This window comes from Rhodopseudomonas palustris, from assembly GCF_003591005.1.
Classification (GTDB): Bacteria; Pseudomonadota; Alphaproteobacteria; order Rhizobiales; family Xanthobacteraceae; genus Rhodopseudomonas; species Rhodopseudomonas palustris_K.
Genome location: NZ_QYYD01000011.1, coordinates 119,859 through 144,227 on the forward strand (window position 1 = coordinate 119,859; position 24,369 = coordinate 144,227).

The following is a 24,369-nucleotide window of genomic DNA, read 5'->3' on the forward strand; positions in this document are numbered from 1 at the left end:
GCTTGGTGATGGAGAGCGCGGATGATCTTCAGTCTGGAAGTCTTGCCTGCGGGAAAGGGTGACTGCCTGCTGCTGCATTATGGGAGCAGCGATCGGCCCCGCCTGATGCTGATCGACGGCGGTCCGGCCGGTGTCTACCAGAACGCTTTGAAGGACCGGCTCACCCAGCTCTGGACCAGTCGTCGAGACACGCTGGACGATGGCGCCGGCCTTCCGATCGACGTGGTGCTGGTCAGTCACATCGACGATGACCACATTCACGGCATCATCGAACTGGCGGAAGAGCAGCAGGACAACAACCCGGATCTACGGGTGAGTGTCACCAGCCTCTGGCACAACAGTTTCGATGACCTGCTGAACACCAATCAGGTGCCGAGCGGTCCCAGCGCTCCGATTTTGGCCGGCATTGATGGGACGGAGTTCTCAGCGTTGCAGCCGCAGAGCCCGGACGAGGCGGAACTGTTGCACCTTCTCGCCAGCGTCCCGCAGGGACGCAATCTACGCAAGCTCAGCAAGGCGCTGGATTGGAGTCCGAACGACATCTCGGGTGGCGACCTGATCATGGCCGCAGCGGGCGCCGAGCCGGTCGAGGTGGACGGCCTGATGGTGACGGTGATCGGCCCGATGCGCGAGGAATTGCTGGCACTGCAGAAGCAGCATGACAAATGGATCAAGGAACAGATCAGACTGGGACGGCCGATCACGGCCGAGGCTGTCCTGGCAGCCTACAGCGACACTTCGGTGCCCAACCTGTCGAGCATCGTGTTGCTGGTGGAGTTCAACGGCGGCAGCATGCTGCTGACGGGGGATGCAAGCGGCGACAAAATCCTGGAGGGATTGGAAATGGCCAGCCGGCTCGGCAAGCCCGGAGAGCAGGCGTCCGGTCTTCCTGAAGTTCTCGAAGTCGATATCCTCAAGATGCAGCACCATGGCAGCGACCGCAATGTCGATTCGGATTTCTTCCAGCGGATCACCGCCCGGCACTATGTTTTCTCCGGGGACGGCAAGCATGGCAATCCGGAACGTGCGACGTTGCAGATGCTGCTTGGCGCTCGTGGCACGGACGACGACTATGCCATCCATCTGACCTACGAGATCGCCGACATCGATGCGGAGCGCGCCGCAGAATGGCTCAGGAAACAGCCGCGCAACGTTGGCGCGGAATGGCCGGCCGAGGATCTCAGCCTTGCGGCGCTGTTCGACGCGCATCCCGACTTCAAGGCCAAGGTGCAGATCGTACAGCCCGGCCAGCCGCATCTCCTCGATCTGCTGGAGCCGGTCGAGAACTGAGTGCGCCATGGGGTCTGTGGCTCTGTTCGAGCAGGCCGCCATGTTCGCGGACTGCAGCCGGCGTCACGTCCCGCGCCAACATATTTGTTGCCAAGGCAACTGATCTATGAGAACTGTTCTGAACAAGAGCGACCAAGTCGCCGTGTTCGGGAGGAAGCATGTTCGGCAATTCGGCCGGCAAATGTCGCGTTGTGCCCAACGGCAACGACTTGGCGGCGCACCGATTATGCGCGCGGGCTGAACGCGCGCGGCCAGACGTGTCACGCGTCGCCGGTGACGGCACCGAGATTGTTGTGCAGCCTGCGCAGCAGATCGATCAGCACTTCCTGCTCAGCCGCATCGAGGCACGACATCAGCCGCCGCTCGCGATCGAGCGCGGCGACGATCACCTTGTCATGGGTAGCGCGGCCCTTGGGGCTCAGCGAGATGGAATGGCTGCGGCCGTCGTTCGGGTCGGTGCGGATCACAATCAGTCCGCGCTGCTGCATGTCAGCCAGCGTGCGGCTGACCGGGCCCTTGTTGAAGCCGATCACCTGGCAGATCCGCGACGCCGCGATGCCCGGCTCGATCGCCAGCAGCGACATGATGCGCCACTCGGTGACGTTGACCCCGAATTCGCGCTGATAGAACGCCGTGGCGCTGTTGGACAGCTTGTTGGCGATGAAGGTGATGAAAGCCGGCACGTAGCGTTCGAGGTCGAGTGTCGGCGCGCTCGCCGCCAGTGTCGCGGCGGGATTGCGTCGTGATTTTCTAGGAGGCGAACCGGACATGGCGCTTTCGAAAGCTGGCGGCAGGTGAGCAGACATAAGGACACGCGCGCACGGTTCACAAGTGCCGAATGCAAGTGCGTTGATGAAAGGGAGGACGAGATGACTGCAACCCAAGCTGCGTCGCCGGCCACGGCGCCGACCGGCGTGCCGGCGCCGATTCCGCATCTTTCGATCGATCCGTTCTCGATGGAGTTCTTCACCGATCCCTATCCGGACCAGCAAGCGATGCGGGACGCCGGCCCGGTGGTCTATCTCGACAAATGGAAGGTCTATGGCGTCGCACGCTACGCCGAAGTCTATGCGGTGCTCAACGATCCGCAGACGTTCTGCTCGAGCCGCGGCGTCGGGCTCAGCGACTTCAAGAAGGAGAAGCCCTGGCGGCCGCCGAGCCTGATCCTCGAGGCCGATCCGCCGGCGCATACCCGCACCCGCGCGGTGCTCAGCAAGGTGCTGTCGCCGGCGACGATGAAGCGGCTGCGTGATAGTTTCGCGGCGGCAGCGGACGCGAAGATCGACGAGCTGCTGGCGCGCGGCGGCAGCATCGATGCGATCGCCGATCTGGCCGAGGCCTATCCGCTGTCGGTGTTTCCCGACGCGATGGGGCTGAAGCAGGAGGGCCGCGAGAACCTGCTGCCTTACGCCGGACTGGTGTTCAATGCATTCGGCCCGCCGAACGAGCTACGCCAGTCCGCGATCGAGCGCTCGGCGCCGCATCAGGCCTATGTCAACGAGCAATGCCAGCGGCCGAGCCTCGCGCCGGGCGGGTTCGGCGCCTGCATCCACGCATTCACCGACAGCGGCGAGATCACCCCGGACGAAGCGCCGCTGCTGGTGCGCTCGCTGCTGTCGGCCGGGCTCGATACCACGGTGAACGGCATCGGCGCGGCGATGTATTGCCTGGCGCGGTTTCCGGAGGAGCTTGCGCGGCTGCGCGCCGATCCGGCGCTGGCGCGCAACGCCTTCGAGGAGGCGGTGCGGTTCGAAAGCCCGGTGCAGACCTTCTTCCGCACCACGACGCGCGACGTCGAGATCGGCGGCGGCATGATCGGCGAGGGCGAGAAGGTGCTGATGTTCCTCGGCTCCGCCAATCGCGACCCGCGACGCTGGGACCAGCCGGACCGCTATGACATCACCCGCAAGACGTCCGGCCATGTCGGCTTCGGCTCGGGCATCCATATGTGCGTCGGCCAGCTCGTCGCGCGGCTGGAAGGCGAGGTGGTGCTCGCGGCGATGGCCCGCAAGGTCAAGACGATCGAGATCGCCGGGCCGGTCAAGCGCCGCTTCAACAACACGCTGCGCGGGCTGGAAAGCCTGCCGTTGCAACTGACACCGGCCTAAGAGCCTGGCCGACGATGCGCCCTTTGATAGCAGGCACTTTCATTTCCCCGCGTCATGCCCGGCCTTGTGCCGGGCATCCACGCCTTGCTGCCGGAGATCCAAAAAAAGGCGTGGATGGCCGGGACAAGCCCGGCCATGACAGAATTTGTGAGCGATTAACCGAGTGAAATGGGGCCGAGAAATCGCCCTTAGGTTTGAGTGAGGCTCCGAGGAGAAGCGATGCCGACGATTACTTTCATTTTGCCGGATGGCCGCAGCGAAGTCGCCGAGGCCGCAGTCGGTGACAGCGTGATGTACGCGGCGCTGAGCCAGGGGCTGGACGGCATCGTCGCAGAATGCGGCGGCAACGCCGTGTGCGCCACCTGCCACGTCTATGTCGAGGAGGGCCTGAGCAAGCTGCCGCCGGTCGACGGCAACGAAGACGATCTGCTCGACGGCACGGCCGCGGAGCGGCTGCCGACCAGCAGGCTGTCGTGCCAGATCAAGCTCAACGACGATCTCGACGGGCTGGTGGTGCGGATTCCGGACCGTCAGTTCTGAACTAAACGTCGCCGGCAACGACCGGCGGCGTCACCAACGAACAATCACTTCAGGGAGAGAGTCATGACCATCACCAAGGGCCTGCTGGGCCTTGCGACCGCTTGCCTGCTGAGCAGCACCGCCAGCGCCGAGATCTCCGGCAATGTCGTGCGCGTCGGCGTGCTCAACGATATTTCCGGCATCTTCCAGGACACCAACGGCATGGGCTCGGTCGAGGCCGCGCGCATGGCCGCCGAGGACTTCGCCGGCGGCGGCAAGGACATCAAAGTCGAGATCGTCTATGCCGACCATCAGAACAAGGCCGATGTCGGCAACGCCATCGCGCGGCGCTGGCTGGAGAACGAGGGCGTCGACGCCATCGTCGACGTGCCGAACTCGTCGGTCGGGCTGTCGATCAACTCGCTGCTGCGCGGCACCAAGATGACGTTCCTGGCCTCCTCGACCGCGAGCTCGGACCTCACCGGCAAGGCCTGCTCGCCCAACACCATCCAGTGGGTCAACGACACCTGGGCGACCGGCAACACCACCGCGGCGGCGATGGTCGAGCGCGGCGGCAAGGACTGGTACTTCATCACGGTGGACTACGCGCTCGGCAAGGGCATCGAGGCGGAAGCCAGCAAATACATCGAGGCGCATGGCGGCAAGGTGATCGGCTCGAGCAAGCATCCGCTCGGCACTTCGGACTTTGCCTCGTTCCTGCTGCAGGCGCAGACCTCGAAGGCAGGCGTGATCGGCCTCGCCAATGCCGGCGGCGACACCATCAACACCGTCAAGCAGGCGGCTGAATTCGGCATCCAGCAAGGCGGCCAGAAGCTGGTCGCGTTCCTGCTGTTCATCAACGACATTCACGGCATGGGCATCAAGGTCGCGCAGGGCCTGCAGCTGATGGAGGCGTTCTATTGGGACATGAACGATGACACCCGCGCCTTCGCCAAGCGCTTCGCGCAGCGCCCCGGCATGAACGGCAAGATGCCGAGCGGTAACCAGGCCGGCGTCTATGCATCGACGCTGGCCTATCTCAACGCGGTCGCCGCCACCGGCAGCGATGATGCCAAGCAGGTGGTGCCGCAGATGAAGACGTTCAACGGCAAGGACAAGCTGTTCGGCGACGTCACCATCCGCCAGGACGGCCGCGTGGTGCACCCGATGTATCTGTTCGAGGTGAAGAAGCCGGAGGAGTCGAAATATCCGTACGATTACTATCGGCTGGTTTCCACGATTCAGGCCGACAAGGCATTCCGGCCGCTGGCCGAGGGCGGGTGTGAGCTGGTGAAGTAGGCGGGCTTTGGCCTGATTTCGGGGCAGCCGATATTCCGCACCGCCGTCATTGCGAGGAGCGAAGCGACGAAGCAATCCACGCCGCGCATGTGGCTCTGGATTGCTTCGCGGAGCCTGTCATCGGGCCGGCCGAAGGCCGGACCCGTTGGCTCGCAATGACGATGGAGTTGCCTTCGTGCCTGCTAGCGCGGCTCGGCTCGTCTGGCGCCGATTCGCCAATACACCACCGCCACGGCGACCGGCAGGCTCAACGCGGCCCAGGAGATCCAATCCCAAACGCCGTCGCCGAGCAGGGCGGTGGTTAGGCCGAGGGCGCTGATGATGCCGATGGCGAGCGGGGCGGCGAAGATTTGCGCGGTGGTGGACGAGGCTCTGCGGGGGTTGGTCATGCGGGCCTCGTCCCGGTCGGCTCAGCTGCGGCGCGGGCGCGGGCGGGGCCGCCGAAGCGCCGTTTGGCGATCCACAGGTACAGGCCGGTGATTAGCACGATGATGCAGACGAGATCGAGCAGGGCCCACACGATTTTCAATGGCAGGCCGCCATAATCGCCGAAATGCAGCGGCCGCGACATCTGCAGGAGTTTCAGATACCACGGCATCTGCGGCACCAGCACCGGCACGCTCTGGTCGACATAGACCAGCGTCGGCGTGTTGAGCAGCGCGGTCAGCGCCGAGCTGCCTTTCATCCACACCACGAGATGCCGCGGACTGCCAAAATTCTCCGCCGTCGGCATGGTGATCGAAGTCAGGCGGCCGTCCGGCAGCGCGGCGCGGACGCGGGCGATGGCTTGATCGAGCGAGGAGGGCTGCGCCACCGGTGCTCCGCGATACGGCGCCAGCAGCGGCGGCAATTCCTGGCTGCGCCAGTAGTCGTACATCGGCATCGCCAGCGTGTTGATCGCGCCGGTGCCGCCGACGACGATCAGCCAGACCGTGGTGACGATGCCGAACAGATTATGCAGGTCGAGCCATTTCAGCCGCCGCGAGCGCTGGCGCACGGTGCCGAATTCGAGCCGGCGCATGAACGGCGCATAGACCACGACGCCGGACACGATCGACACCACCAGCAGCAGGCCCATTGCGCCGAGGAACAATTCGCCAGGCAGCTCCAGCAGCATGTTCTTGTGCAGCAGCAGGATGATATCCATGACGCCGCGTTGCGGCTGCTCCTCGCCGAGCACGGCCTTGGTGCGGCCGTCTATCACCAGGCGATAGAATTGACCACGCACCGGCTTCGGGGTCGGCGACATCGACACCACGACGACCGACGGCTGCTCGTCGCGCCAGGTGACGAACAGCACATGATCGCCGGGGCGGGCTTGCTGCGCCGCGCGGACGACATCGTCCACCGGCGCGGCCGGCTTGCCGCTCGGGAGTTGCGGGGCGGCGAAGCGCTGCTCACTCAGTTCCTCGATCTCTTCATGAAAGATCAGCGGCAGGCCGGTGATGCACAGCATCAGCAGGAACAGCATGCTGATCAGCGAGGTCCAGGTGTGGACCTTGCTCCAGATCCGAAGGCTGCGCGTGCCCGTCACCAGCGATAGCTCGCGGTCGCGGTGATCACCCGCGGGGTGATGTATTGGCAGCCGCCGGTGACGGTGCAGAGCAGATTGTCCTTGTTGGCGATGTTCTTGACGTTGAGGGCGAAGTTCATGCCCTTGGGCTGGCGATAATGCAGCCCGGCGTCGAACACCGTGTAGGCGTCGTTGGTCAGCGTGTTGGCCGCGTCCATGTAGGACTCGCCGACATAGCGGACGCCGGCGCCGAGGCCCCAGCCGGCCAGCGGACCGCTTTGCAACGTGTAGTCGGCGAAGGCCGAAGCCATGTTGCGCGGCTGCTGCAACGGCACCTTGCCGACGTCGCCGTTGTTGCTCTCGGTGATCTTCATGTCGAGCACCGTATAGCTGGCGACGACGTTGAGACCCGCGACCGGTTTGGCCAGCACCTCGAATTCGAATCCGCGCGAATTCACCTGGCCGGTCTGGATGCTGTAGTTCAGGTTGTTGGGATCGGCGGTGAGCACGTTGTTCTGGGTGAGGTCGAACGCCGCGGCGGTGAACAGCAGGTCGCGGTTCGGCTGGAACTTCAGACCGCCTTCGACTTGCTTGCCGGTGGTCGGCCGGAACGCCTCGCCGGTGAACTGCGTGCCGGCGGTCGGCATGAACGATTCGGAGTAACTTACATAGGGCGCGACGCCGCTGTCGAACAGATAAGTGAGGCCGGCGCGCTTGGTGAACGAGGTGTCGTTGCTGATCTGCGGCTGGCCGGTGATGCGATTGAGCGTGTCCTGCTGCGCCTGGTCGAAACGGCCGCCGAGCGTCAGCAGCCAGTTCTGCCATTTGATCTGGTCCTGCAGATACAGGCCGGCTTGGTTCAAGGTCTGGTTGAAGCTCTGCGCCAGCGTCGTCGGCATCGCCACCGCCTGGCCGTAGACCGGATTGATCCGGCTGAGCGACGGCGCGGCGCCGTTGTATTGCTTGTTGGAGAGCTCGAACGCCTGATAGTCCATGCCGGCCAGCACGGTGTGCTGCAGATCGCCGGTCCAGGTCTTGGCGATGAGGTGGTTGTCGGTGTTGAAGCTGTCGCTGGTCTCGAACACGCGACGCGACACGCGCGGATACATTGTCTGGGTGTCGAGCGGCGTGCCGGCGAAGGTGAGATAGCGATATTCCAGGTCGACGTGGCCGTAGCGCGCCCGCGAGCGCACGATCAGATCGTCGCTGAAGCGGTGCTCGAACTGATAGCCGATCCGGTATTGCGTCTGATCGAAGGTGTTGTACGACGGATCGCCGAGAAACAGCGGCAGCGCGCTCATCTTGACGACCTTGCCGCCGCGCACGGTGGCGACCGACAGCGGAAACGCGTTGCCGGTGACATCGTGCTGATAGTCGCTGAGGATCGTCAGCGTGGTGTCGTTGGTCGGCCGCCAGGTGATCGCCGGCGCGATATAGGCGCGATCGTCCTTGACCTTGTCGGAGAATTTGGCGATCTGCGCGTCGGAGTCGCGCAGCACGCCGGTGAGCCGATAGAACAGCGACTTGTCCTTGTCGAGCGGGCCGCCGACGTCGAACGCGCCCTGCAGCCGGTCGGCGCTGCCGACCAGCCCGACCACTTCGCCGAATGCCTGCTCGGTCGGCCGCTTGCTGATCAGGTCGATCAGGCCGCCGGGCGGGCTCTGGCCATACATCACCGAGCTCGGCCCCTTGACGATGTCGACACGCTGCACGCCGTAGGGCTCGTTGCGAAACACCGAGAAATACGCCGAGCCGTTGCCGATGTCGCGCAAGCCGTCGCGATAATTGGAGAAGCCGTTGGTTTCGAAGCCGCGGATGCGCGCCTGATCGTAGCGCGGATCGGCGCCGCCGGTCTGCACCGCGACGCCGGCGCTGTATTGCAGCGCCTGGGCGATGGTGTCGACGCCGCGCGCATCGAGATTGTCGCGGCTGACCACCGAGATCGATTGCGGCGTCTCAATCAGCTTGGTGTCGGTCTTGGTGCCGCTGGCGCTGACGCTGGGCACAAAGCCAGGGACGGGGTCGGTGCCGCGTTCGAAAACGGCGCGCTGGGAAGGCTGCGCCGGCTGCGGCGCTCGCGCGGTGCGCTGCGCGGAACGTCGCGAAGGCCCTGTGGCAGGACGGTTGCTGGCGCGCGGGGCCTGGGCCTGGCGGCGGCTCGCTTGCGGCGCGGTGATCTCGACTGCGGGCAATTCGGTCGCGGCCGGTTTGGTGGTTTGCGCCGACGCAGGCGACGAAAGCCCGGTGCTCGGCGCGATCAACGCGGTGGTCAGAAACAGTGCATTGAGCACGGCTGCGCGGCCAGCATTCGCGCCGGCATCGATGGATGTCATTCCTCGTCCCCAGTTATCGGGGCTACTAATCGCACATCTCCGCGTGCATCAACGCGGCGGCAAAGCTTATGCGCGAACTGAATTTGGAATTGATCGAACGCCGCGATCGGGTCGGTCGGCGCGGCCATGTATCGCATTGATTTGCCTGCGCCCGACGCGCCGGGTCGCGTACTTAGCGGGATCGCGTCGGGATCTTGAATCGTTCAAAGGAGATGTTTGTTGATCGCCCTTGAGTTCGTCATGGCCGGGCTTGTCCCGGCCATCCACGCCTTTTCCGCGTTGGCGTCAGCAAGGCGTGGATGCCCGGCACAAGGCCGGGCATGACGAGTTGAGAAGAGCGCCAAATGCTGACGCAGCAAGCTTGGGGGGCCAAAGCTCGCTGCCGTTTCGTTATCCCTCTTCATCCCACTTTTCCCGTGCTGTGCAAAACGGCTAGTCTTGTCGCCGTGGTGGTCTGGCTGAGCGGATGGGACATGGCGCGGGTTGGCATCGTGGCGGCTCTATTGCTGGCGCTGGCTGTGCTCTGGCATTCGCCGGCGTGTGCCGAAAAGCGCGTCGCCCTGGTGATCGGCAATTCCGGCTATCAGAACGTGTCGCGGCTCGACAATCCGAAGAATGATGCGGCGCTGATGGCCGAAACGCTCGCCAGGGTCGGCTTCACGCTGGTCGGGGGAGGGGCTCAGCTCGACCTCGATAAGGCGGGACTCGACGCCGCGATCCAGCGCTTCGGCCGGCAGATCGAGGGCGCCGACGTCGCATTGTTCTACTACGCCGGCCACGGCGTGCAGGTCAGCGGCTCGAACTATCTGGTGCCGGTCAACGCCAATCCGGTGCGCGAGGCCGATGTCGATTTCGAGATGGTCGACGTCAACGTCGTGCTGCGGCAGATGCAGGGGGCGGGGACGCGGCTGAAAATCGTGATCCTCGACGCCTGCCGCAACAACCCATTTGGCGCGCGCGGGCTACGAGCCGCCGAAGGTGGCCTCGCGCAGATGAGGGCGCCGGACGGCACGCTGATTTCCTATGCGACGCAGCCCGGCAGCGTCGCGCTCGACGGCGGCGACGGCCATAGCCCGTATACGCGCGCGCTGGCCGCGACGGTGCGGCGCGCCGGGCTCGATCTGTTTCAGACCTTCAATCAGGTCGGGCTCGCGGTGATGCGCGCGACCGCGGGCGCACAGCAGCCCTGGGTGGCGTCGTCGCCGATCGACGGCACGTTCTACTTCGTGGCGCCGGCGCCGCCGTCGGCCGCGGCTGCGTCGCCGGTTCAGGAGGCGCGGCTCAACCCGGCGCCGTGGCTCGATCCGGAGAGGATGCCGCTGACCGAGCCTGCGGCGCTCCGCGAACTCCGCGAGCGGCTGTATGAGCTGAATTTCGATCCGGATGTGCCGAACAGCAGCAGCGGCCTCAAGCAGGCGATCAGCAAATTCGAGCAGCGCGCTTCGCTGCCGCAGACCGGCGAGCCGACCGAGGCCCTGCTGGCGCGGCTGCGCGAAGTGGTGGAGCTGAAGCCGTGGGGCTCGATCGTCTACGACCCCGACAAAGAGAAGTGGGGCATCGCCTGGAATCACGCTTCGCGCAAAGCGGCGGTGGCCGATGCCCGCGCCAAATGCGGCGGAGCAAAGTGCGCGATGGAGCTGAGCTTCTATGGCGGACGCTGCGGCGCCTTCGCGGTGTCGCCGCAGGCCTGGTCGCTGGTCGATCGCGACAAGGTCGACAGCGCGCGCGAGGCCGCGCTCAGCGCTTGCGGCAAATCCGGCAAAGCCTGCCGCATCGTCGGCGCGGTCTGCGCCGACGGCTCTGGCCGCTGATGATCTGAAGCTCAGCTATTGCTTGGATGCAGTCCAGGTGCCGACGCAGCCGTCGGAGCGGCGGAAGCTGCCGGAGCCGCTGCGGGCGGCGAACCGGCCGGACGAGGTCCAACTGATGCCGTTGGCGGAGCCGGCGCCGCTGGTCTGGCCGCTCGGCGCCACCGTGCCGGAGGTGTATTGCCCGGCAAACCGGCCGCCGGAGATCACGATCGCCTCGGAGGCGCCGCCGCACGGCCGGCCGACGCTGACCACCGCCCAGGCGCCGTCGAAGTTGGCAGCGCTGCCACCACCAACGGCACCACCGCCCGACCGCGCGGCCCGCGGCTTCTCGCGTGCTTTTTGACGGGGGCGGGCAGGCGCCGGCGCTTCGACGCTGCGCGGCCCGCGGGAGCCGGACAGCGACTTCTCGCCGTCGCCAAGGCTGCCGCCGGCGCTGCCCGATTGCGCGCTGGCGAGATGCGGCGCCACAGCGGCGATGAGCAGCCCGAGCATGAAGGTGCGGGCGAGGGATCGGGCCGCAACTGATCGGACGGCGTTAGGCATGAGGATCAGCTTCCAAGCTTGAGCTGCGCAGCATCGGTAATTGCTGAGAGTTGCCGGACCGGCTCCGGCCGTCAAGGTCGTGGAGTGTTGTGTGAACGACATCACAGCCCAACCGGATGTGCGACGGCGTAACTCCCGAGCCGGGTACCTCCGTAAAACTACGGCTCGGGACGTCCCCAAATAGTCTGCACGCAGCGATTGTGAGACAACAAGCACAGCCGCGGCGCGGTGCGTCGCGGTCCCCTTCCTTGGGGCGTTTCCTCCCTTGACTTGGCCCGGGCGCCGATCGGCGACCGGGCCTTTTTATGTCACCCGTCAGCTCATGGCGTCACATCGTCAGCCGCCGAGACAGCGGCGGATTTCCGGCAACGCGCGATGAGTCACCGCCCATGCGGCGGTGTCGACCGGCGTGCCCTGCGACGAGAGCTTCGCGATCACCAGGCGATGCGTGGGATCGACGAACAGGTTCTGACCGTGGATGCCCATCGCGAACATCATGGCCGGCTCGTCGTCCACGACGTACCAGCCGCCGCGATAGCTCATGCGGCGATAGGGAAACAGCTTTTGCCACTCGCCGGTCTTCCACGCGGCACGGTCGCCATTGCGCCATAGGTCGTCGACCCATGCGGGCGGCACGACTGGACGTCCGTCGCGCGCCCCGCCGCCCTGAAGTAATTGGCCGAGGCGGGCAAAGTCGCGCGCGGTCATGCTGAAGCCGCCGGTGGTGCGGGCGAGGCCGCCGCGATCCAGCGTGATCGACGCCGGCTGCTCGGCGCCGAGCGGTCGCCAAAGTAGCTCAGATACCAACTCGGCAAAGCGGTGTCCGCTGGCACGCTCGATCGCCCAGCCGAGCAGATCGGTGTTGGCCGAGGCGTAGCGGAACGAGCCGCCATGCGGCTGCGGTTTGATCGCGAGGTTCTGGTAAAAGCTTTTCAGATCCGATGCTGGCTGATCCGGCGCCAGGGCGTCCCAGCCGGCGGCAGCCGCGTAGTCTCGGGTGGCTTCGATGTCGAGCACGATGCCGGTGCGCATGTCCAGCATCTGCCGCAACGTCGCGCCCGCGTAGGCTGTTCCGGCAATCTCGGGCAGCACGGTCGTCACCTCGGCTTCAAGATCGAGCGTGCTGCGGTCGGCCAGAATGCCGGCGATCAGTCCGGTGATCGATTTCGACGCCGACATGATGATGTGCGGCGTCTGCGCGGTCATGCCGTTTGCGTAGGTTTCGCAGACGATGGCGCCGTCCTGGATGATCACCAGCGCGTCGGTCGCGGTGGCGTCGAGGAAGCCGGCGAAGTCGAGCGTCTCGCCGCCCTGGGCGCGGACACTGAAGTCATCGAAGCTGCGCGGCGCGTCGGGCAGGCGCCAGACGTCGTCCGGCGCTTTGGCGATCCGGGCCGTGGCGATCAGCTCGTCGACATGCTGGAACGCCCAGCGGCTGAACGGCGGGACGCGCCAATTGGCGAGCGTTGCGCCGGACGCGGCATCCGGCGGAAGGGAGGTCTCGGCAGGCATAGGGATCTCCGGAAAGGTGCCGGGGTGATGTAGGCGGCCGGCGGCGGTTGGTCCATGCTCAGCAGCACAGATGCCAACCGACGCGAAAGGAGGCTGCTTGATGACTAGAAAAACTCAGAAGACGTTCCAGCCCGGGCGGGGCTACACGAAAGAGGATTAAGACGAGGTCGGCGACAGCCCGGAGTGGACCGCCGAGGATTTCGCCAAGGCACAGCCTTTCGCCAAAGTCTTCCCCGATCTCGCCGCGTCGATCCGGCGCGGGCGGGGGGCCGAACAAGGCGCCGACCAAGAAACTGGTGTCGCTGCGGCTGTCGCGCGCGGTGATCGACAAATACAAGGCCGACGGCGACGGCTGGCAATCCCGCATCGACGCCGACCTGCGGCGGATCAACAGGATCAAGTAAGCCGCCGCACTTTGGCTGACTGCGCGGCGCTATTCCTTGGTTGGAAGCCCCAGAAACTTGAACGGCGGGCTCGGCTTGAACTGATCGTGGACCTCGCCGGCGAAAGTGTTGCTCTGGCCGGGGCCGAGATCAAGCTTCTTCACCGCGCCCTTGTCCGAGAAATCGATCTTGGTCAAATCGACCCAGAAAACGTTCGGTGTCAGCGCGGATTCGAAGAAATACAGCTTGCGCTTGTGGTCGATCACGCTGCGCCAGCGTGTCGAGGAAATGTTGGGCTGATCGGGCGTCGTGATGCCGTAGGGAACCGAGGCATTGCGGATCACGCCGAATACGCTGGCGAGCGCCTCGGTCGGATTTTCCGATTTCGGAATGGCATCGACATAAAACGATGCGCGGGCGAAGCGATCGGCGGCGCGGTTGGTGCCCGGCAACATCACGGTGCCGCCGATCTGCTGCCAGTAGGCGTTGAGCGCGAGCTGCTGTTCGAAGATCGGCGAGTTGGTCATCACCTGGTAGCTGCGGCTGTGATGGATCACCTGCTTGCCGTCGATGTATTCGATGATGGCGCTGTCGCCGCTCGGGTCGGAAAGCGACAGATGCACGGTGGCAGGACGGTCCTCGTCCGGTAGATTGGCAGTGACGACGGTGAAAGGCTCCCGGGTCAGCTCATCGACGGCTTCCTTGACGGTCGCATAGCTGTCGAGCACGTATTGCGCCCACAGCGACATCGCCAATCCTGGCTTGCTGCCGTCGAATTGCGGATAGCTGGATTCGGCCAGCCACAGCACGTTGGCGACCAGCCCGGCCTCGTTGACGCCGTCGGACGTCGCGAGATCGTAGGCAGACGCGATGACGCTGCCGTACCGCGATGTCCACTGCAGCGAGTGCGGCCCGACTTCGCCGTTGCGCTTGGCGCCACGCGGGAAGATCCACAGATTGGTGCCGATGGCGCGCGCCCAATCCATCGAGCGCGCGGTAATCACCTGATTGCCGGCGCCGAGATAGACGAGGCGGGTACAAGCCTGCGCCGGTGAAATCACGGCGTTGCCGATCAACAGCGCGGCCACAGAGGCGGAGGCGAAACGGCTTCGGACTGACATCATGACTGTAGCTCCCAGCTGTCGAGCCTGTCGATGTTTTCGCGGGCGCCGGGTCAGCGGCGGCCCGGTCCACTTTCGCGCCGCAGCGTCGCACGATCGCGCAACAAATCAATCCCGGTGCGGGGCGTTTAGCTAAAGATCCGTCAATGCGGACACGGCCGGAGGCACCAAGGTAGCGCTTCGTTGCTCAATTGCTGTCGCAGCCCCGGGCAGACTGTTACGTGAGTGTCAGAATTCGTCACGAGCCGAGCGGCAAATCTTGCGCTAAGCTTCTACCAATGTGATCTGATCCAGACCGGAGGAAGCTCGATGGTTGCGCGTGCAGGGCGATTGGCGGCACTCGCGGCGGCAATTGTAATCGTAGGCTCGGCCGGCGCCGCTGCGCAGGTCGGGGCAAAGCACGACCGCATCTCCAAGCACGACGACTCGACCAAGGCGGCGCCGCCGGCGTCAGGAGCATCTGCTAGGCCTGAACCGAGCAAGGCTGCGAAACCGATGACCCGCCGCCAGGAAATTGAGCACGCGATCGACACGCGCACCGTCCCCGAGCGCTATCGCAGCACGGTGCCGAAAGAATATCAGAGATACATTCCGTTCGCGAAGGACAAGTAAGCGCCTCCGATCGGGGCCGCGGTGATTGGTGATATGGTGCTTCCGCATTGCGGAACGCGGCAAATCCGTGCGCAGGATGCGCCCGCGACCTGCGCGAGACACCTATGCACCGCGGTGGCTGCCCCTGGCCGGTCGCTTGGGCTAGTGACTGACGCAGCGATATTCCCGAACTTCACCGACGAGATTCTGCGCCCGCATGAGCATGCCTGAGCCCCAAAGCCGTGAGCCGGTCGGCCGGCATCTGATGTCCGACGAGACGGCGGCGGAACTCTCCCACATCCCCACCGAGGTGATCGATTTCGGCGAGGCGCCGCCTTTGGCGCCGGCGAGCCCGCTGACGCAGGGCGAGGTTCGCGCCATCCTGCTCAGCCTGCTGCTCGCCATGTTCCTTGCCGCGCTCGATCAAACCATCGTGGCCACGGCGCTGCCGACAATCGGCCGGCAATTCGGCGACGTCGAGAACCTGTCCTGGGTGATTACAGCCTATCTGTTGTCCTCAACCGCGGTCGCGCCAGTGTTCGGCAGCCTCGCCGACATCTATGGCCGCCGCGCTACCATCATCGCGTCGCTCAGCCTGTTCGTGGCGGGTTCCGTGATGTGCGCGTTGGCGCCGAGCCTGCTGGTGCTGATTTTCGGCCGCGCACTGCAGGGGCTCGGCGGCGGCGGCATCATGCCGATCGTGCAGACCGTGATCTCCGACGTGGTGACGCCGCGCGAGCGCGGCCAGTATCAGGCTTACTTCTCGGCCGTCTGGGTGTCGGCCGGGATCGGTGGCCCCATCCTCGGCGGCGCCTTCGCCGAGCATCTGCACTGGTCGATGATCTTCTGGATCAACCTGCCGCTGGCGGCCGGCGCGCTGGTGCTGCTGCTGCCGAAGATGGCGAAAATCCCGGTGTATCACCGCCGCCGCAAGGTGGACTGGCTCGGCGGCGTGCTGCTGATGGCGTCGGCGCTGGCCCTGATGCTGGTGCTGACCTGGGGCGGGACCCGGTTTGCGTGGCTGTCGCCAACCATTCTGGCACTCGCCGGCGGTGCGGTGCTGCTGGCGACCAGCTTCGTCTGGCACGCGCTACGATCGCCGGAGCCTTTCCTGCCGCTGCAATTGATGGGCGGCAGGGTGGTGCCATGGGCCATGGCGGCCGGCGGGTTCGCGATGGGGGCGATGATCGGCCTCACCGTGCACATGCCACTGTACTACGAGGCGGTGTATCACCTCACCGCGAGCCAGTCCGGCTTGGCGCTGATCCCGATCGCCGCCGTGTCGGTGCTGGGCGCTGCATTCACCGGCAGGGCGATGGTCAAGGTCGAGCGCTACAAGCGGATCGCGATCTGCGGCACCGCGTTCTCCGCGATAATGGCCGCGACAATCGCGGCGCTGACGCCACTGCCGCTGTGGGTGTTCCTGACGCTGCTGTCGGTGTTCTCGATCGGGCTCGGCACCGTGTTCCCCGTTACCGTGGTGTCGATCCAGAATGCGGTGCCGCGGCCGCAGATCGGCACCGCCACCGGCGCGATGAACTTCTTCCGGGCGCTGATGGCGTCGTTCTCCGTCGCCGCGTTCACCGCGGTGCTGATGATCGCTTTCGGAGGCGAACTGCAACTTGGCGGCACCGAGCATCGCCACGCGGTCGGAGCGGTGGCGGCGACCGACATGGTCGCGGCATTCCGCTGGGTTTTCGCTGCGGCTGCGGTGATGCTCGCCGGCTCGGCGATCTGCATCGCTATTATGGAGGAACGCAAGCTCGCCGGCCCCGAACCGGCGGATCCGGCGCCGCTGGAGATGGCGGAATAGGGTTCAGCGCGGAAAAGCGGTCAAAATTGCCAGACTAATTCCAGCGAGCGTTGTCAAAATCGGGCAGTCTGCCGCAAAACCGCCCTTGCAGCGGCGCATGGCGCGCCTGACGCGGCGGTAGGGCGGTAATGATGGACCGGGTGGCGGCGATGACATCGCCTGACGGCAGCAATGAATCCTTGCGCAGGCGGCGGCGGCGCAATCGCTCGCGGCTGATGCTGGCGACCGTGCTCACGGTCTTCGCCCTGGTGGCGGGCGTGTTCGGCGTGCTGGTCTACGAATTGCGGCCGGTGACGCTGCGGATTGCGGTCGGTCCGGTCGGGAGCGACGACCTCAAGCTGATCCAGGCGCTGGCGCAGAGCTTCGCGCGCGATCACAGCTCGGTGCGGCTGATGCCGGTGGTCACCGATGGCGCGACGCCGAGCCTTCTCGCATGGAGCAAGGGCCAGGCCGATCTTGCGGTCACCCGCGGCGATCTCGATCTGCCGACCGACGCCCAGTCGGTGGCAATTCTGCGCAAGAACATGGTGACGCTGTGGTCGGTGCCGTCGAAAACCAAGAAGGGCGGGGCGGTGAAAAGCATCGCGGACCTCACCGGCCGCAAGATAGGAGTGATCGGTCGTACGCCTGCGAATATCAAGCTGCTGCACGTCATTCTGTCCGAGTCCGGCGTCGCGCCCGACAAAGTGCAGACCGAGCAGTTCGCCACCGCGCAGATTGCCGAGATGGCGCGGGACGAATCGCTGTCGGCCTATCTGTCGGTGGGTCCGCTCGATAGCAAGACCACGGCGGAGGCGATTGCCGCCACAGCCAAAGCACGTGGCGAGCCGCGTTTCCTGCCGGTGGATGTCGCCGACACGATTTCGAAGAAGTATCCGATCTACGACTCGGAAGAGATTCCCGGCAGCACCTTCTCGGCCGCCCCGGCGAGGCCCGAGGACAAGGTCGACACCCTCAGCGTCAATCATTTGATCATCGCCAAGCAGGCGCTGTCGAGCGTCACGATCACGCAGCTGACGCGGCAGATCTTTGCGGCACGGCAGCAATTGGCGCGCGAGATGCCGATCGCCGGCAAGATCGAGGCCCCGGACACCGACAAGGCCGCTGCACTGCCGGCTCATCGCGGCGCCGCCGCTTTCATCGACGGGACCGAACGCACCTTCATGGAGCGCAACAGCGACTATATCTGGGGACTGATCGTGCTGCTGTCCGGCCTCGGCTCAGCCGGCGCATGGTTCAGGTCTTACGTCACCCGCGACGAACGCGAGGCTGGCACGCGAATGCGGGACCACGCGCTGGGCCTTGTCGCCAAAGCGCGGAAGGCGGAGTCGCTGGACGAACTCGATGCATTGCAGCAGCAGATCGATCACATCGTCCGCAACATGCTCGAGCTATATGACGACGGCGCCCTCAACGATCTGGCGCCGTTCAATCTGGTGCTCGATCAGTTCCATAATGCCTTGGTGGACCGACGCACCACGCTGACAACCCCAAGCGCCGGACTGGCTCCTGCGCAGCCGGATCCCCTCGGCATCGCCGAGGCGGGCTGAGGCGAGCCCCCGGATCGTTTTAGTCTGCGGCTCCATCAACGCTCCAGTAAGGAGTGGCGAGTAGTTTCTTGTCCGCGGAAGCAGCCGCGATGGCCCCTGCGGGCGGAACAACATGAGGCGATGGTGCGGCGCTTGGTTTGCGAATTTATCGCTGATGAAGCCGGCGCGACCGCGATCGAATACGCCATCATCGCCGTTGGGATCAGCATCGTGATCCTGGTCGCGGTCAATGCGATCGGTAGCGCGCTTCACGGTACGTTCACGACGGTAAATACCTCCCTGCAATAATCCGCCACTACGTCGATGAGCCCTGGAGGCGATCTCACAGGTGCTGCGTCATGGTTAAACGCTTCAGACGGCAACTTCGTAAATCCGCGCAAATCTGCAGCGCGAATCTTCACACGCCCCGCCTATCACCCCTGCCGAACGTCATTTGTGGGGGAGCCTCATGCAGCATCTCGAACTTCATTCCCTTCCGTTGGGACTCACCGGTCGCGAGATCCTCGTCTCACTGATCATCGCGGTAGCCGCACTCGTCCTCACGCCGGTCGTCGGCCTGTTTGTGCTGCTCCTGACGAGTTAGGAGCTTTGCCCCCGATGGAGCGATCGCCCTCACCGCGAGGTGAGCTAGTCGACGCGCCGTATCGTGCGCGGCTCTGACAAATCAGCATTCGAGAACACGCCGTCGGTTGAACCCTTCGATGAAGCGTCTCCGTGCGGGCCTGTCGATCTCAGCCGACCACGTGATGGCAGATGAGCGAGCCCACAAGAGCATAAATCGTTTCAGGAAAAAAGTCCTTGACAGCGTGACCCTCCCGCAGTAGTGTCCCGGCATGCTCCAGAATTGGGTTCGCGAGGAGCGGCCGCTCATCGCGGCGAATTCTCTGTTGTTGCAGAACCTTCCGCGTCACAGCCGGAGTGCGTTCATTCGCTTTCACCAATTTCGGAACCTCGCGAAAACCTCGGCGTTGGCCGATGGGAGGTGCCGATTGGGCATCGATAGCAGGAGACTCACCCATGGCACCGAAGGAACCGAGCAGAGTTATCGAAACCACCACCGAGGCCAGGCAGGGCGAGAGCGGGCCTTCCGTGCTTGCTTTGCTGATGGTGAGCACCGGCTTGGCCGTGCTGATCATGGGCGTGATCTGGTTTGTCTGGTTCCGCGTCTGACTTTGCTTGATGAGTGGCAAGAGGTCCAGACAATCGGAAACGGTTGATTGCGTGCCGTCAACGACGTAGCGCAACGGTTCTGACGCCGCGCTGAGTGAATTTGGCCCTGCATCGGCGCTGATAGCGCAATGCGGGGCTTGTGTGCTTGCAGCGGGCGCGCCTCATCGCGCGGCGAGATCGAGCTTGAGAAGCTGTCGTGCAGCATTGCTTTGCCGCGACGAACCACCGCGTCCCATAGCCCTTGATGCTGCGACGGTGTCCGACCCGTCGGCAGCTCCCGCTTATGATCGCGGATCCCACCCGCGCGAGCTCCTGGTCACGCGTGATAGAGCGTGCCGCGTAGTCGATTGGCAAGATGTAGACGTTGCAGGGCATCTTCCCATTCCCGGCGTGGTCTGCCCTTGGACGCGCCGGATCTGCGCAGCGGCATTTCGTGCCGCAGCTTCTCCGGGCATAGACCACCTGTCAGCAATGGAAGCGATCCCATGTTCGACCGTCTCAAAGCCTATCTGGCGACGCCCGAAGCCAAGGCGTCGCGGACGGCGCGGCTGCTTGCGTTTGATGTCGGAGGCATCGCGCGCTGGACTCCCCGTGATTACGCAGGCCTGGCGCGCGAAGGCTATCTGCGAAACGCGATTGTGCATCGGTGTGTGCGGCTGGTTGCTGAGCACGTCGGCGCTTGCGTGTATTCCGTTTTCGACGGGGCGCTGGAGAGGGAGGCGCATCCGCTCGCCGTGCTGCTGGCGCGGCCGAATCCGCGGCAGGATGGGGCGGCGCTGCGCGAGACATTGGTGGCGCATCTGCTGCTCGCCGGCAATGCGTATCTCGAGGCGGTCGCGCTCGGCGACCGCGTGCACGAGCTTTACGCGCTGCGGCCGGACCGCATGAAGGTCGTGCCCGGCGCCGACGGCTGGGCCGAGGCCTACGACTACAGCGTCGGCGGCCGCGCCGTGCGGTTCGATCAGCACGGCGCGATCCCGCCGATCCTGCATCTGACGCTGTTTCATCCGCTCGACGATCACTACGGCCTGGCGCCGCTCGAGGCCGCCGCCGCCGCGGTCGATACGCACAACGCCGCGTCGCGCTGGAACAAGGCGCTGCTCGACAATTCGGCGCGGCCGTCCGGCGCGTTGCTGTATGCCGGGCCGGAGGGCGCGGTGCTCAACGAGACGCAGTTCGACCGGCTCAAGCAGGAGCTGGAGCGCACCTATGAGGGCGCCGCCAATGCCGGCCGGCCGCTGCTGCTCGAAGGCGGCCTCGACTGGAAGCCGATGGCACTGTCGCCCAAGGACATGGACTTCCTCGAAGCCAAGCACGCCGCCGCGCGCGAAATCGCGCTGGCGTTCGGCGTGCCGCCGATGCTGCTCGGCATTCCGGGCGACAACACCTTCTCGAACTATCAGGAAGCCAACCGCAGCTTCGTGCGCCAGACCGTGCTGCCGCTGGCGACGCGCACCGGCAACGCGCTGGCGCAATGGCTGGCGCCGCAATTCGGCGACGGCGTCCGCCTCGTTGTCGACACCGACCAGATCGACGCGCTGGCGAGCGACCGCGCCGCGCTGTGGGACCGCGTCACCGCCGCGCCGTTCCTGACCCTGAACGAAAAACGCGAAGCCGTCGGCTACGCGCCGCTCGACGGCGGCGAACGGCTGGGGTGAGGGGACGTAAAGGCCGCGCCGGTCGCGACGCCAACATCAGTCGCGCAGCCCCGCCGCCATTGCGCATCTCTCCAGTCGCCTGAATAAGCGGGTTACTCCATGACTGCGAGCAGGTTCTTCCTAAGCTTGGACTTAAGCTGGGCGCCCCCTATGTTGAATTTTCCGAGATCGATACTCGACGTAGAAGCGTCATGTGGCATGGGGTTTGGCTGCGCTGGAGGCGACGGTGAAAAAGCGGATCTATTTCCAGGATTTCGACCCCGAAGGATGGCCTCCGATCAGCACTTTGTCGCCGTTCTTCTTGGCGCCTGCGGAAAATCCTTGGTCCCCGGGCCGGCGCGGAAATGATGAATACAGTTTGGACATTGAGGGAATGTATGGCACCGATCGCTTGCCCGAGAGTGATCAGGTCAGGGTGTGTCTCACCATGATCGGTACGCCCGATTTTGGCGTCTTCCTGCATTATTCCAAGTGGGACGGTCGAACCAAACAGCCGCGCGATTGCTACTCCAAAGGCGACATGAGCCGGATCCGCGAATGGCTTCGAACGCTGCAAGATGATCTGCGGCCGATCGGTCTGTTCATTCCCTACGCGCAAGCATGGCTTGCCGTGAAGGAATTCATGGAGCGCGACGGCGAACTGCCGACCAGCATCGAATGGGTCGACGGCAAAGATCTGCCGCCGAATACGTTTCGTTTCCCAGGGTTTTTCAAGCCGGGCCCCGAGCCACGGGTGCTGCGGGATGAAGACATCAACGATCGACCGCCTGACGATCCCGACGTCTTCAAGGCCTGGCGCCGCTGAGCCGCTGGCGCGGTCGTTATCCGATCATAACAAAAACACGCAGTGATAGCAGCCGGCGCACCGCCGCGCCTGTTCGCATGCTCGGGAGACGCCGATGTCCGACATTATCAAGATTTTTTCCGAACGCGGCGACCTGGCTCACCTTGCGTTGCTCCTATGGGCGGCGGCGGCGTCGGCGGGGCTGTGGTTCAGCTTGCGCGAGCTCGCGGCGGCGTCGCGGCGGTTCGATGATTTCGTCCACGCGCTGGAGTTGTTCAACCGCCGTGCGCGGCGGCGCGGGCGCGGCGTGCTGGAGCATGACGACGAAGGAGGGGCACGATGAGTGATCAGGCTCAGCCGATGGACCGGCTGCACCGCGTGATGAGGCAGATCCGCAGCGAGATCAAATCGGCGAAGGATCCCGGCCGGGTGTTTCGCGAATTCATCAGCCATCTCGATCTCGTCCAGCGTGCCGCGCCGCGCCGCGTGCGGGCGAAGTCGGCGCCGCGGCGGCCGGCACAGAAGCGGGCGAAGTAGTTCGACCCATCCCGTGTCCCGCACGAAGCTACAGCGCGCAGCGGTGCATCGTAGCTGCGGGACCCTGGTTCGGGCAGGGAGACTGCATCTCCTGCAGCGACGTCATCCCGCCGTCTTTCACCCTCCCCTGGAGGGGGAGGGTCGGCGCGTAGGCCGCACTGCGGGCTGCGCGACGGGGTGGGGTGGGCCGCGGGCACCGCGGATGAACTCTTCGCCACCCCACCCCGCTCGCTGACGCGAGCGACCCTCCCCCTCCAGGGGAGGGTGTTTGCTCCACCTCATCAGTCACTAGCTCATCCACGAGGCGCTCATGCTTGCCGCGTTGTCCGATGCTGGCCTTGCGCCGGCGCGATTGGTGCTGACCGGGGACGGCAGCATCGAAGGCTATGCCAGCCTGTTCGGCGCCGTCGACCAGGCGCGCGACATGGTGATGCCCGGCGCGTTCACGCAGACGCTGAAGCAGCGCGGCTTGCGCAAAATCCCGATGCTGTTTCAGCACGACCCGAGCGAGCCGGTCGGCGTCTGGCTCGAGCTGATCGAGGACTGGCGCGGCCTGCGCGCGCGCGGCCGGCTGATCCCGGACGTCGCGCGCGGCCGTGAACTGCTGGCGCTGCTACGCGCCGGCGCGATCGACGGGCTGTCGATCGGCTATCGCACCGTGCGCGGCCAGATCGATCCGAAGACGCGGGTGCGGCGGCTGCATCAGGTCGACCTCTGGGAGATCTCGATCGTCACCTTCCCGCTGCTGCAGGGCGCCCGCGTCGGCGCGGTGAAGCAGGGCGGCTCGCCGCAGCGCCGCGCGGCGGAGGCAGCCTGGCGCAGCCTGCAGACGCCGCCGGCGCCACAACCATCAGAGCTAGCCAGCGCCGCGGATGCACCGGCGCTGCCTGCGCGGCGCGGGCGGACGGCGGTGACGTTGTCCTCCCGCGCCGATCGCAAACAGGCGCTCACGAGCATCGCCGTCCGCGCGCGGCTGAAGCTCGCTCAACGAGCGGGACGGATCAGCACGGAGCGCTGATCCGGGCGAGGGGGCGTGTTCGCCGATCGCAGCGCTGCGATGCGCGGCGCCCTCACCCCAGCCCTCTCCCGCAAGCGGGAGAGGGAGCGCGCTGTGCTCGGCGCCTATCAGCATTTCTGATCAACCAACGAGGGACGACCGATGTGGGGCTCCACCGCGAGCTACGCAGCGCATCAGCGCGCACGCTTTATGCAACCAAACGCGGCGCGCTGGATGCGTCCGGACGCCGACCGCTGGATCAGGCCCGATGTCGCGCGCTTTCTCGCGCCGGGTGTCCGACCGCAAGATGTCTTCCCGGCACTCAGCCGGAAGTACAACCCGAACCAGCCGCGGGTGCCGAAGGGCGATCCAGATGGTGGGCAGTGGACGGTGTCCGGAGTTGCAGGACAAACGGCCAGCAGCCGAAAATCTCCTCCGACCGATATCTCTGCACAATCACGTCGTAGAGGGCACCACTTCAATCCTTACGGAATATTCGGTAAATGGAATCTGCGTCCGGAAACGCGGAAGGTATTCGAAGACGCAGCCACCGGAACGCTTGCGCGGGACTCGGTTCGGTTTGATCCAGAAGGTACTCCCTACAAGCACATGTGGGGTGGCTTGAAGAACCTCCACGGCGAATACAATCAAGGAGTCGCGGAACTCGGGTCGCGTTTTCTGTCCGAGAACGAGATCACGCCTGAATCGATGACACCGGATCAGGCTCGGGAACTCTTGCGACAGATTGACATCTCGCAGGACCCACGCATCCGCGATTTCAACCGCGCGATGAGGATGCTAAGGTTCATCGCCAGAATGCGGCTCGGGCGGGAATGA

General features: G+C 65.1%; 25 protein-coding genes. 17 read left to right on the forward strand and 8 right to left on the reverse strand.

The genetic code is table 11. The features are described from left to right. Positions 1-21: 21 nt before the first annotated feature. Positions 22-1,290, forward strand: coding sequence for a hypothetical protein (locus tag D4Q52_RS12525; RefSeq protein WP_119856895.1), 1,269 nt, complete (start codon positions 22-24; stop codon positions 1,288-1,290). Between the two features lie 260 nt (positions 1,291-1,550). Here D4Q52_RS12525 and D4Q52_RS12530 read toward each other — a convergent pair whose 3' ends face one another. Beyond that, positions 1,551-2,060: a MarR family winged helix-turn-helix transcriptional regulator gene (locus D4Q52_RS12530; protein WP_119856896.1), complete on the reverse strand. Its 510-nt coding sequence runs from the start codon at positions 2,058-2,060 to the stop codon at positions 1,551-1,553. A gap of 99 nt (positions 2,061-2,159) precedes the next feature. Between D4Q52_RS12530 and D4Q52_RS12535 the strand changes: the two genes are divergently transcribed. The 3 genes from D4Q52_RS12535 to D4Q52_RS12545 all read left to right on the forward strand — a co-directional run bounded on the left by D4Q52_RS12535 (position 2,160) and on the right by D4Q52_RS12545 (position 5,216). Continuing rightward, the gene (locus D4Q52_RS12535) at positions 2,160-3,398 is read left to right on the forward strand and encodes a cytochrome P450 (protein ID WP_119856897.1); all 1,239 of its coding nucleotides are present in this window, start codon (positions 2,160-2,162) and stop codon (positions 3,396-3,398) included. A 219-nt stretch (positions 3,399-3,617) separates the two neighbouring features. After that, positions 3,618-3,938, forward strand: coding sequence for a 2Fe-2S iron-sulfur cluster-binding protein (locus D4Q52_RS12540; protein ID WP_119856898.1), 321 nt, complete (start codon positions 3,618-3,620; stop codon positions 3,936-3,938). A gap of 63 nt (positions 3,939-4,001) precedes the next feature. After that, a complete protein-coding gene (locus D4Q52_RS12545) occupies positions 4,002-5,216 on the forward strand; it encodes an ABC transporter substrate-binding protein (RefSeq protein ID WP_119856899.1) in 1,215 nt (404 codons plus the stop codon). A gap of 182 nt (positions 5,217-5,398) precedes the next feature. On the opposite strand, the gene D4Q52_RS12550 is transcribed toward D4Q52_RS12545, so the two are convergent. The 3 genes from D4Q52_RS12550 to D4Q52_RS12560 are packed head-to-tail and all read right to left on the reverse strand — an operon-like array spanning position 5,399 to position 9,062. Continuing rightward, entirely contained in the window at positions 5,399-5,605 is a 207-nt protein-coding gene (locus D4Q52_RS12550) for a hypothetical protein (RefSeq protein ID WP_119856900.1), read from the reverse strand. Next, positions 5,602-6,750 carry a PepSY-associated TM helix domain-containing protein gene (locus D4Q52_RS12555; RefSeq protein WP_119856901.1) on the reverse strand — a complete coding sequence of 383 codons (1,149 nt, stop codon included), beginning with the start codon at positions 6,748-6,750 and terminating at the stop codon, positions 5,602-5,604. The genes D4Q52_RS12550 and D4Q52_RS12555 overlap by 4 nt, the downstream gene beginning before the upstream one ends. Further along, entirely contained in the window at positions 6,747-9,062 is a 2,316-nt protein-coding gene (locus tag D4Q52_RS12560; RefSeq protein ID WP_119856902.1) for a TonB-dependent siderophore receptor, read from the reverse strand. The genes D4Q52_RS12555 and D4Q52_RS12560 overlap by 4 nt, the downstream gene beginning before the upstream one ends. A 473-nt stretch (positions 9,063-9,535) precedes the next feature. On the opposite strand from D4Q52_RS12560, the gene D4Q52_RS12565 reads away from it, so the two are divergent. Further along, a complete protein-coding gene (locus tag D4Q52_RS12565; protein WP_119856903.1) occupies positions 9,536-10,873 on the forward strand; it encodes a caspase family protein in 1,338 nt (445 codons plus the stop codon). 15 nt (positions 10,874-10,888) lie between these two features. On the opposite strand, the gene D4Q52_RS12570 is transcribed toward D4Q52_RS12565, so the two are convergent. Together D4Q52_RS12570 and D4Q52_RS12575 are read right to left on the reverse strand one after the other, a co-directional pair. Continuing rightward, a complete protein-coding gene (locus D4Q52_RS12570; protein ID WP_234831171.1) occupies positions 10,889-11,416 on the reverse strand; it encodes a hypothetical protein in 528 nt (175 codons plus the stop codon). Positions 11,417-11,752: 336 nt separating this feature from the next. After that, positions 11,753-12,928 carry a serine hydrolase domain-containing protein gene (locus D4Q52_RS12575; RefSeq protein ID WP_119856905.1) on the reverse strand — a complete coding sequence of 392 codons (1,176 nt, stop codon included), beginning with the start codon at positions 12,926-12,928 and terminating at the stop codon, positions 11,753-11,755. A 293-nt stretch (positions 12,929-13,221) separates the two neighbouring features. Here D4Q52_RS12575 and D4Q52_RS27005 point away from each other — a divergent pair, with 293 nt between their 5' ends. Beyond that, complete coding sequence (locus D4Q52_RS27005; protein WP_425328484.1) at positions 13,222-13,332, forward strand: BrnA antitoxin family protein; 111 nt, start codon at positions 13,222-13,224, stop codon at positions 13,330-13,332. Positions 13,333-13,361: 29 nt separating this feature from the next. Here the strand turns inward: D4Q52_RS27005 and D4Q52_RS12585 are convergent, their stop codons facing one another. Beyond that, on the reverse strand, positions 13,362-14,435 hold the full coding sequence (locus D4Q52_RS12585; protein ID WP_119856906.1) for a linear amide C-N hydrolase: 1,074 nt from the start codon (positions 14,433-14,435) through the stop codon (positions 13,362-13,364). 222 nt (positions 14,436-14,657) lie between these two features. Between D4Q52_RS12585 and D4Q52_RS12590 the strand changes: the two genes are divergently transcribed. The 5 genes from D4Q52_RS12590 (at position 14,658) to D4Q52_RS12610 (ending at position 18,969) form a co-directional block, all read left to right on the forward strand. Next, a complete protein-coding gene (locus D4Q52_RS12590) occupies positions 14,658-15,044 on the forward strand; it encodes a hypothetical protein (protein ID WP_234831172.1) in 387 nt (128 codons plus the stop codon). Between the two features lie 196 nt (positions 15,045-15,240). Further along, complete coding sequence (locus D4Q52_RS12595) at positions 15,241-16,836, forward strand: MDR family MFS transporter (RefSeq protein WP_119856908.1); 1,596 nt, start codon at positions 15,241-15,243, stop codon at positions 16,834-16,836. Positions 16,837-16,985: 149 nt separating this feature from the next. Continuing rightward, positions 16,986-18,386 (forward strand): TAXI family TRAP transporter solute-binding subunit, encoded by a 1,401-nt coding sequence (locus tag D4Q52_RS12600; protein ID WP_119856965.1) that lies wholly within the window; start codon positions 16,986-16,988, stop codon positions 18,384-18,386. A gap of 120 nt (positions 18,387-18,506) precedes the next feature. Next, positions 18,507-18,674 carry a Flp family type IVb pilin gene (locus D4Q52_RS12605; protein ID WP_425328481.1) on the forward strand — a complete coding sequence of 56 codons (168 nt, stop codon included), beginning with the start codon at positions 18,507-18,509 and terminating at the stop codon, positions 18,672-18,674. A 160-nt stretch (positions 18,675-18,834) separates the two neighbouring features. After that, positions 18,835-18,969 carry a twin-arginine translocation pathway signal protein gene (locus D4Q52_RS12610; RefSeq protein ID WP_119856909.1) on the forward strand — a complete coding sequence of 45 codons (135 nt, stop codon included), beginning with the start codon at positions 18,835-18,837 and terminating at the stop codon, positions 18,967-18,969. 148 nt (positions 18,970-19,117) lie between these two features. Here D4Q52_RS12610 and D4Q52_RS26480 read toward each other — a convergent pair whose 3' ends face one another. Beyond that, on the reverse strand, positions 19,118-19,630 hold the full coding sequence (locus D4Q52_RS26480; RefSeq protein ID WP_182915298.1) for a hypothetical protein: 513 nt from the start codon (positions 19,628-19,630) through the stop codon (positions 19,118-19,120). Positions 19,631-20,041: 411 nt separating this feature from the next. Here D4Q52_RS26480 and D4Q52_RS12615 point away from each other — a divergent pair, with 411 nt between their 5' ends. The 6 genes from D4Q52_RS12615 to D4Q52_RS12635 all read left to right on the forward strand — a co-directional run bounded on the left by D4Q52_RS12615 (position 20,042) and on the right by D4Q52_RS12635 (position 24,369). Beyond that, positions 20,042-21,214: a phage portal protein gene (locus D4Q52_RS12615; RefSeq protein ID WP_119856910.1), complete on the forward strand. Its 1,173-nt coding sequence runs from the start codon at positions 20,042-20,044 to the stop codon at positions 21,212-21,214. Between the two features lie 226 nt (positions 21,215-21,440). Continuing rightward, positions 21,441-22,019 (forward strand): hypothetical protein, encoded by a 579-nt coding sequence (locus D4Q52_RS12620; protein ID WP_119856967.1) that lies wholly within the window; start codon positions 21,441-21,443, stop codon positions 22,017-22,019. Between the two features lie 94 nt (positions 22,020-22,113). Beyond that, on the forward strand, positions 22,114-22,341 hold the full coding sequence (locus D4Q52_RS12625) for a hypothetical protein (RefSeq protein WP_119856911.1): 228 nt from the start codon (positions 22,114-22,116) through the stop codon (positions 22,339-22,341). After that, positions 22,338-22,535 carry a hypothetical protein gene (locus D4Q52_RS26230; protein WP_147407784.1) on the forward strand — a complete coding sequence of 66 codons (198 nt, stop codon included), beginning with the start codon at positions 22,338-22,340 and terminating at the stop codon, positions 22,533-22,535. The genes D4Q52_RS12625 and D4Q52_RS26230 overlap by 4 nt, the downstream gene beginning before the upstream one ends. 310 nt (positions 22,536-22,845) lie before the next feature. Further along, positions 22,846-23,553 (forward strand): HK97 family phage prohead protease, encoded by a 708-nt coding sequence (locus D4Q52_RS12630; protein ID WP_119856912.1) that lies wholly within the window; start codon positions 22,846-22,848, stop codon positions 23,551-23,553. Positions 23,554-23,694: 141 nt separating this feature from the next. Further along, a complete protein-coding gene (locus D4Q52_RS12635) occupies positions 23,695-24,369 on the forward strand; it encodes a hypothetical protein (protein ID WP_119856913.1) in 675 nt (224 codons plus the stop codon).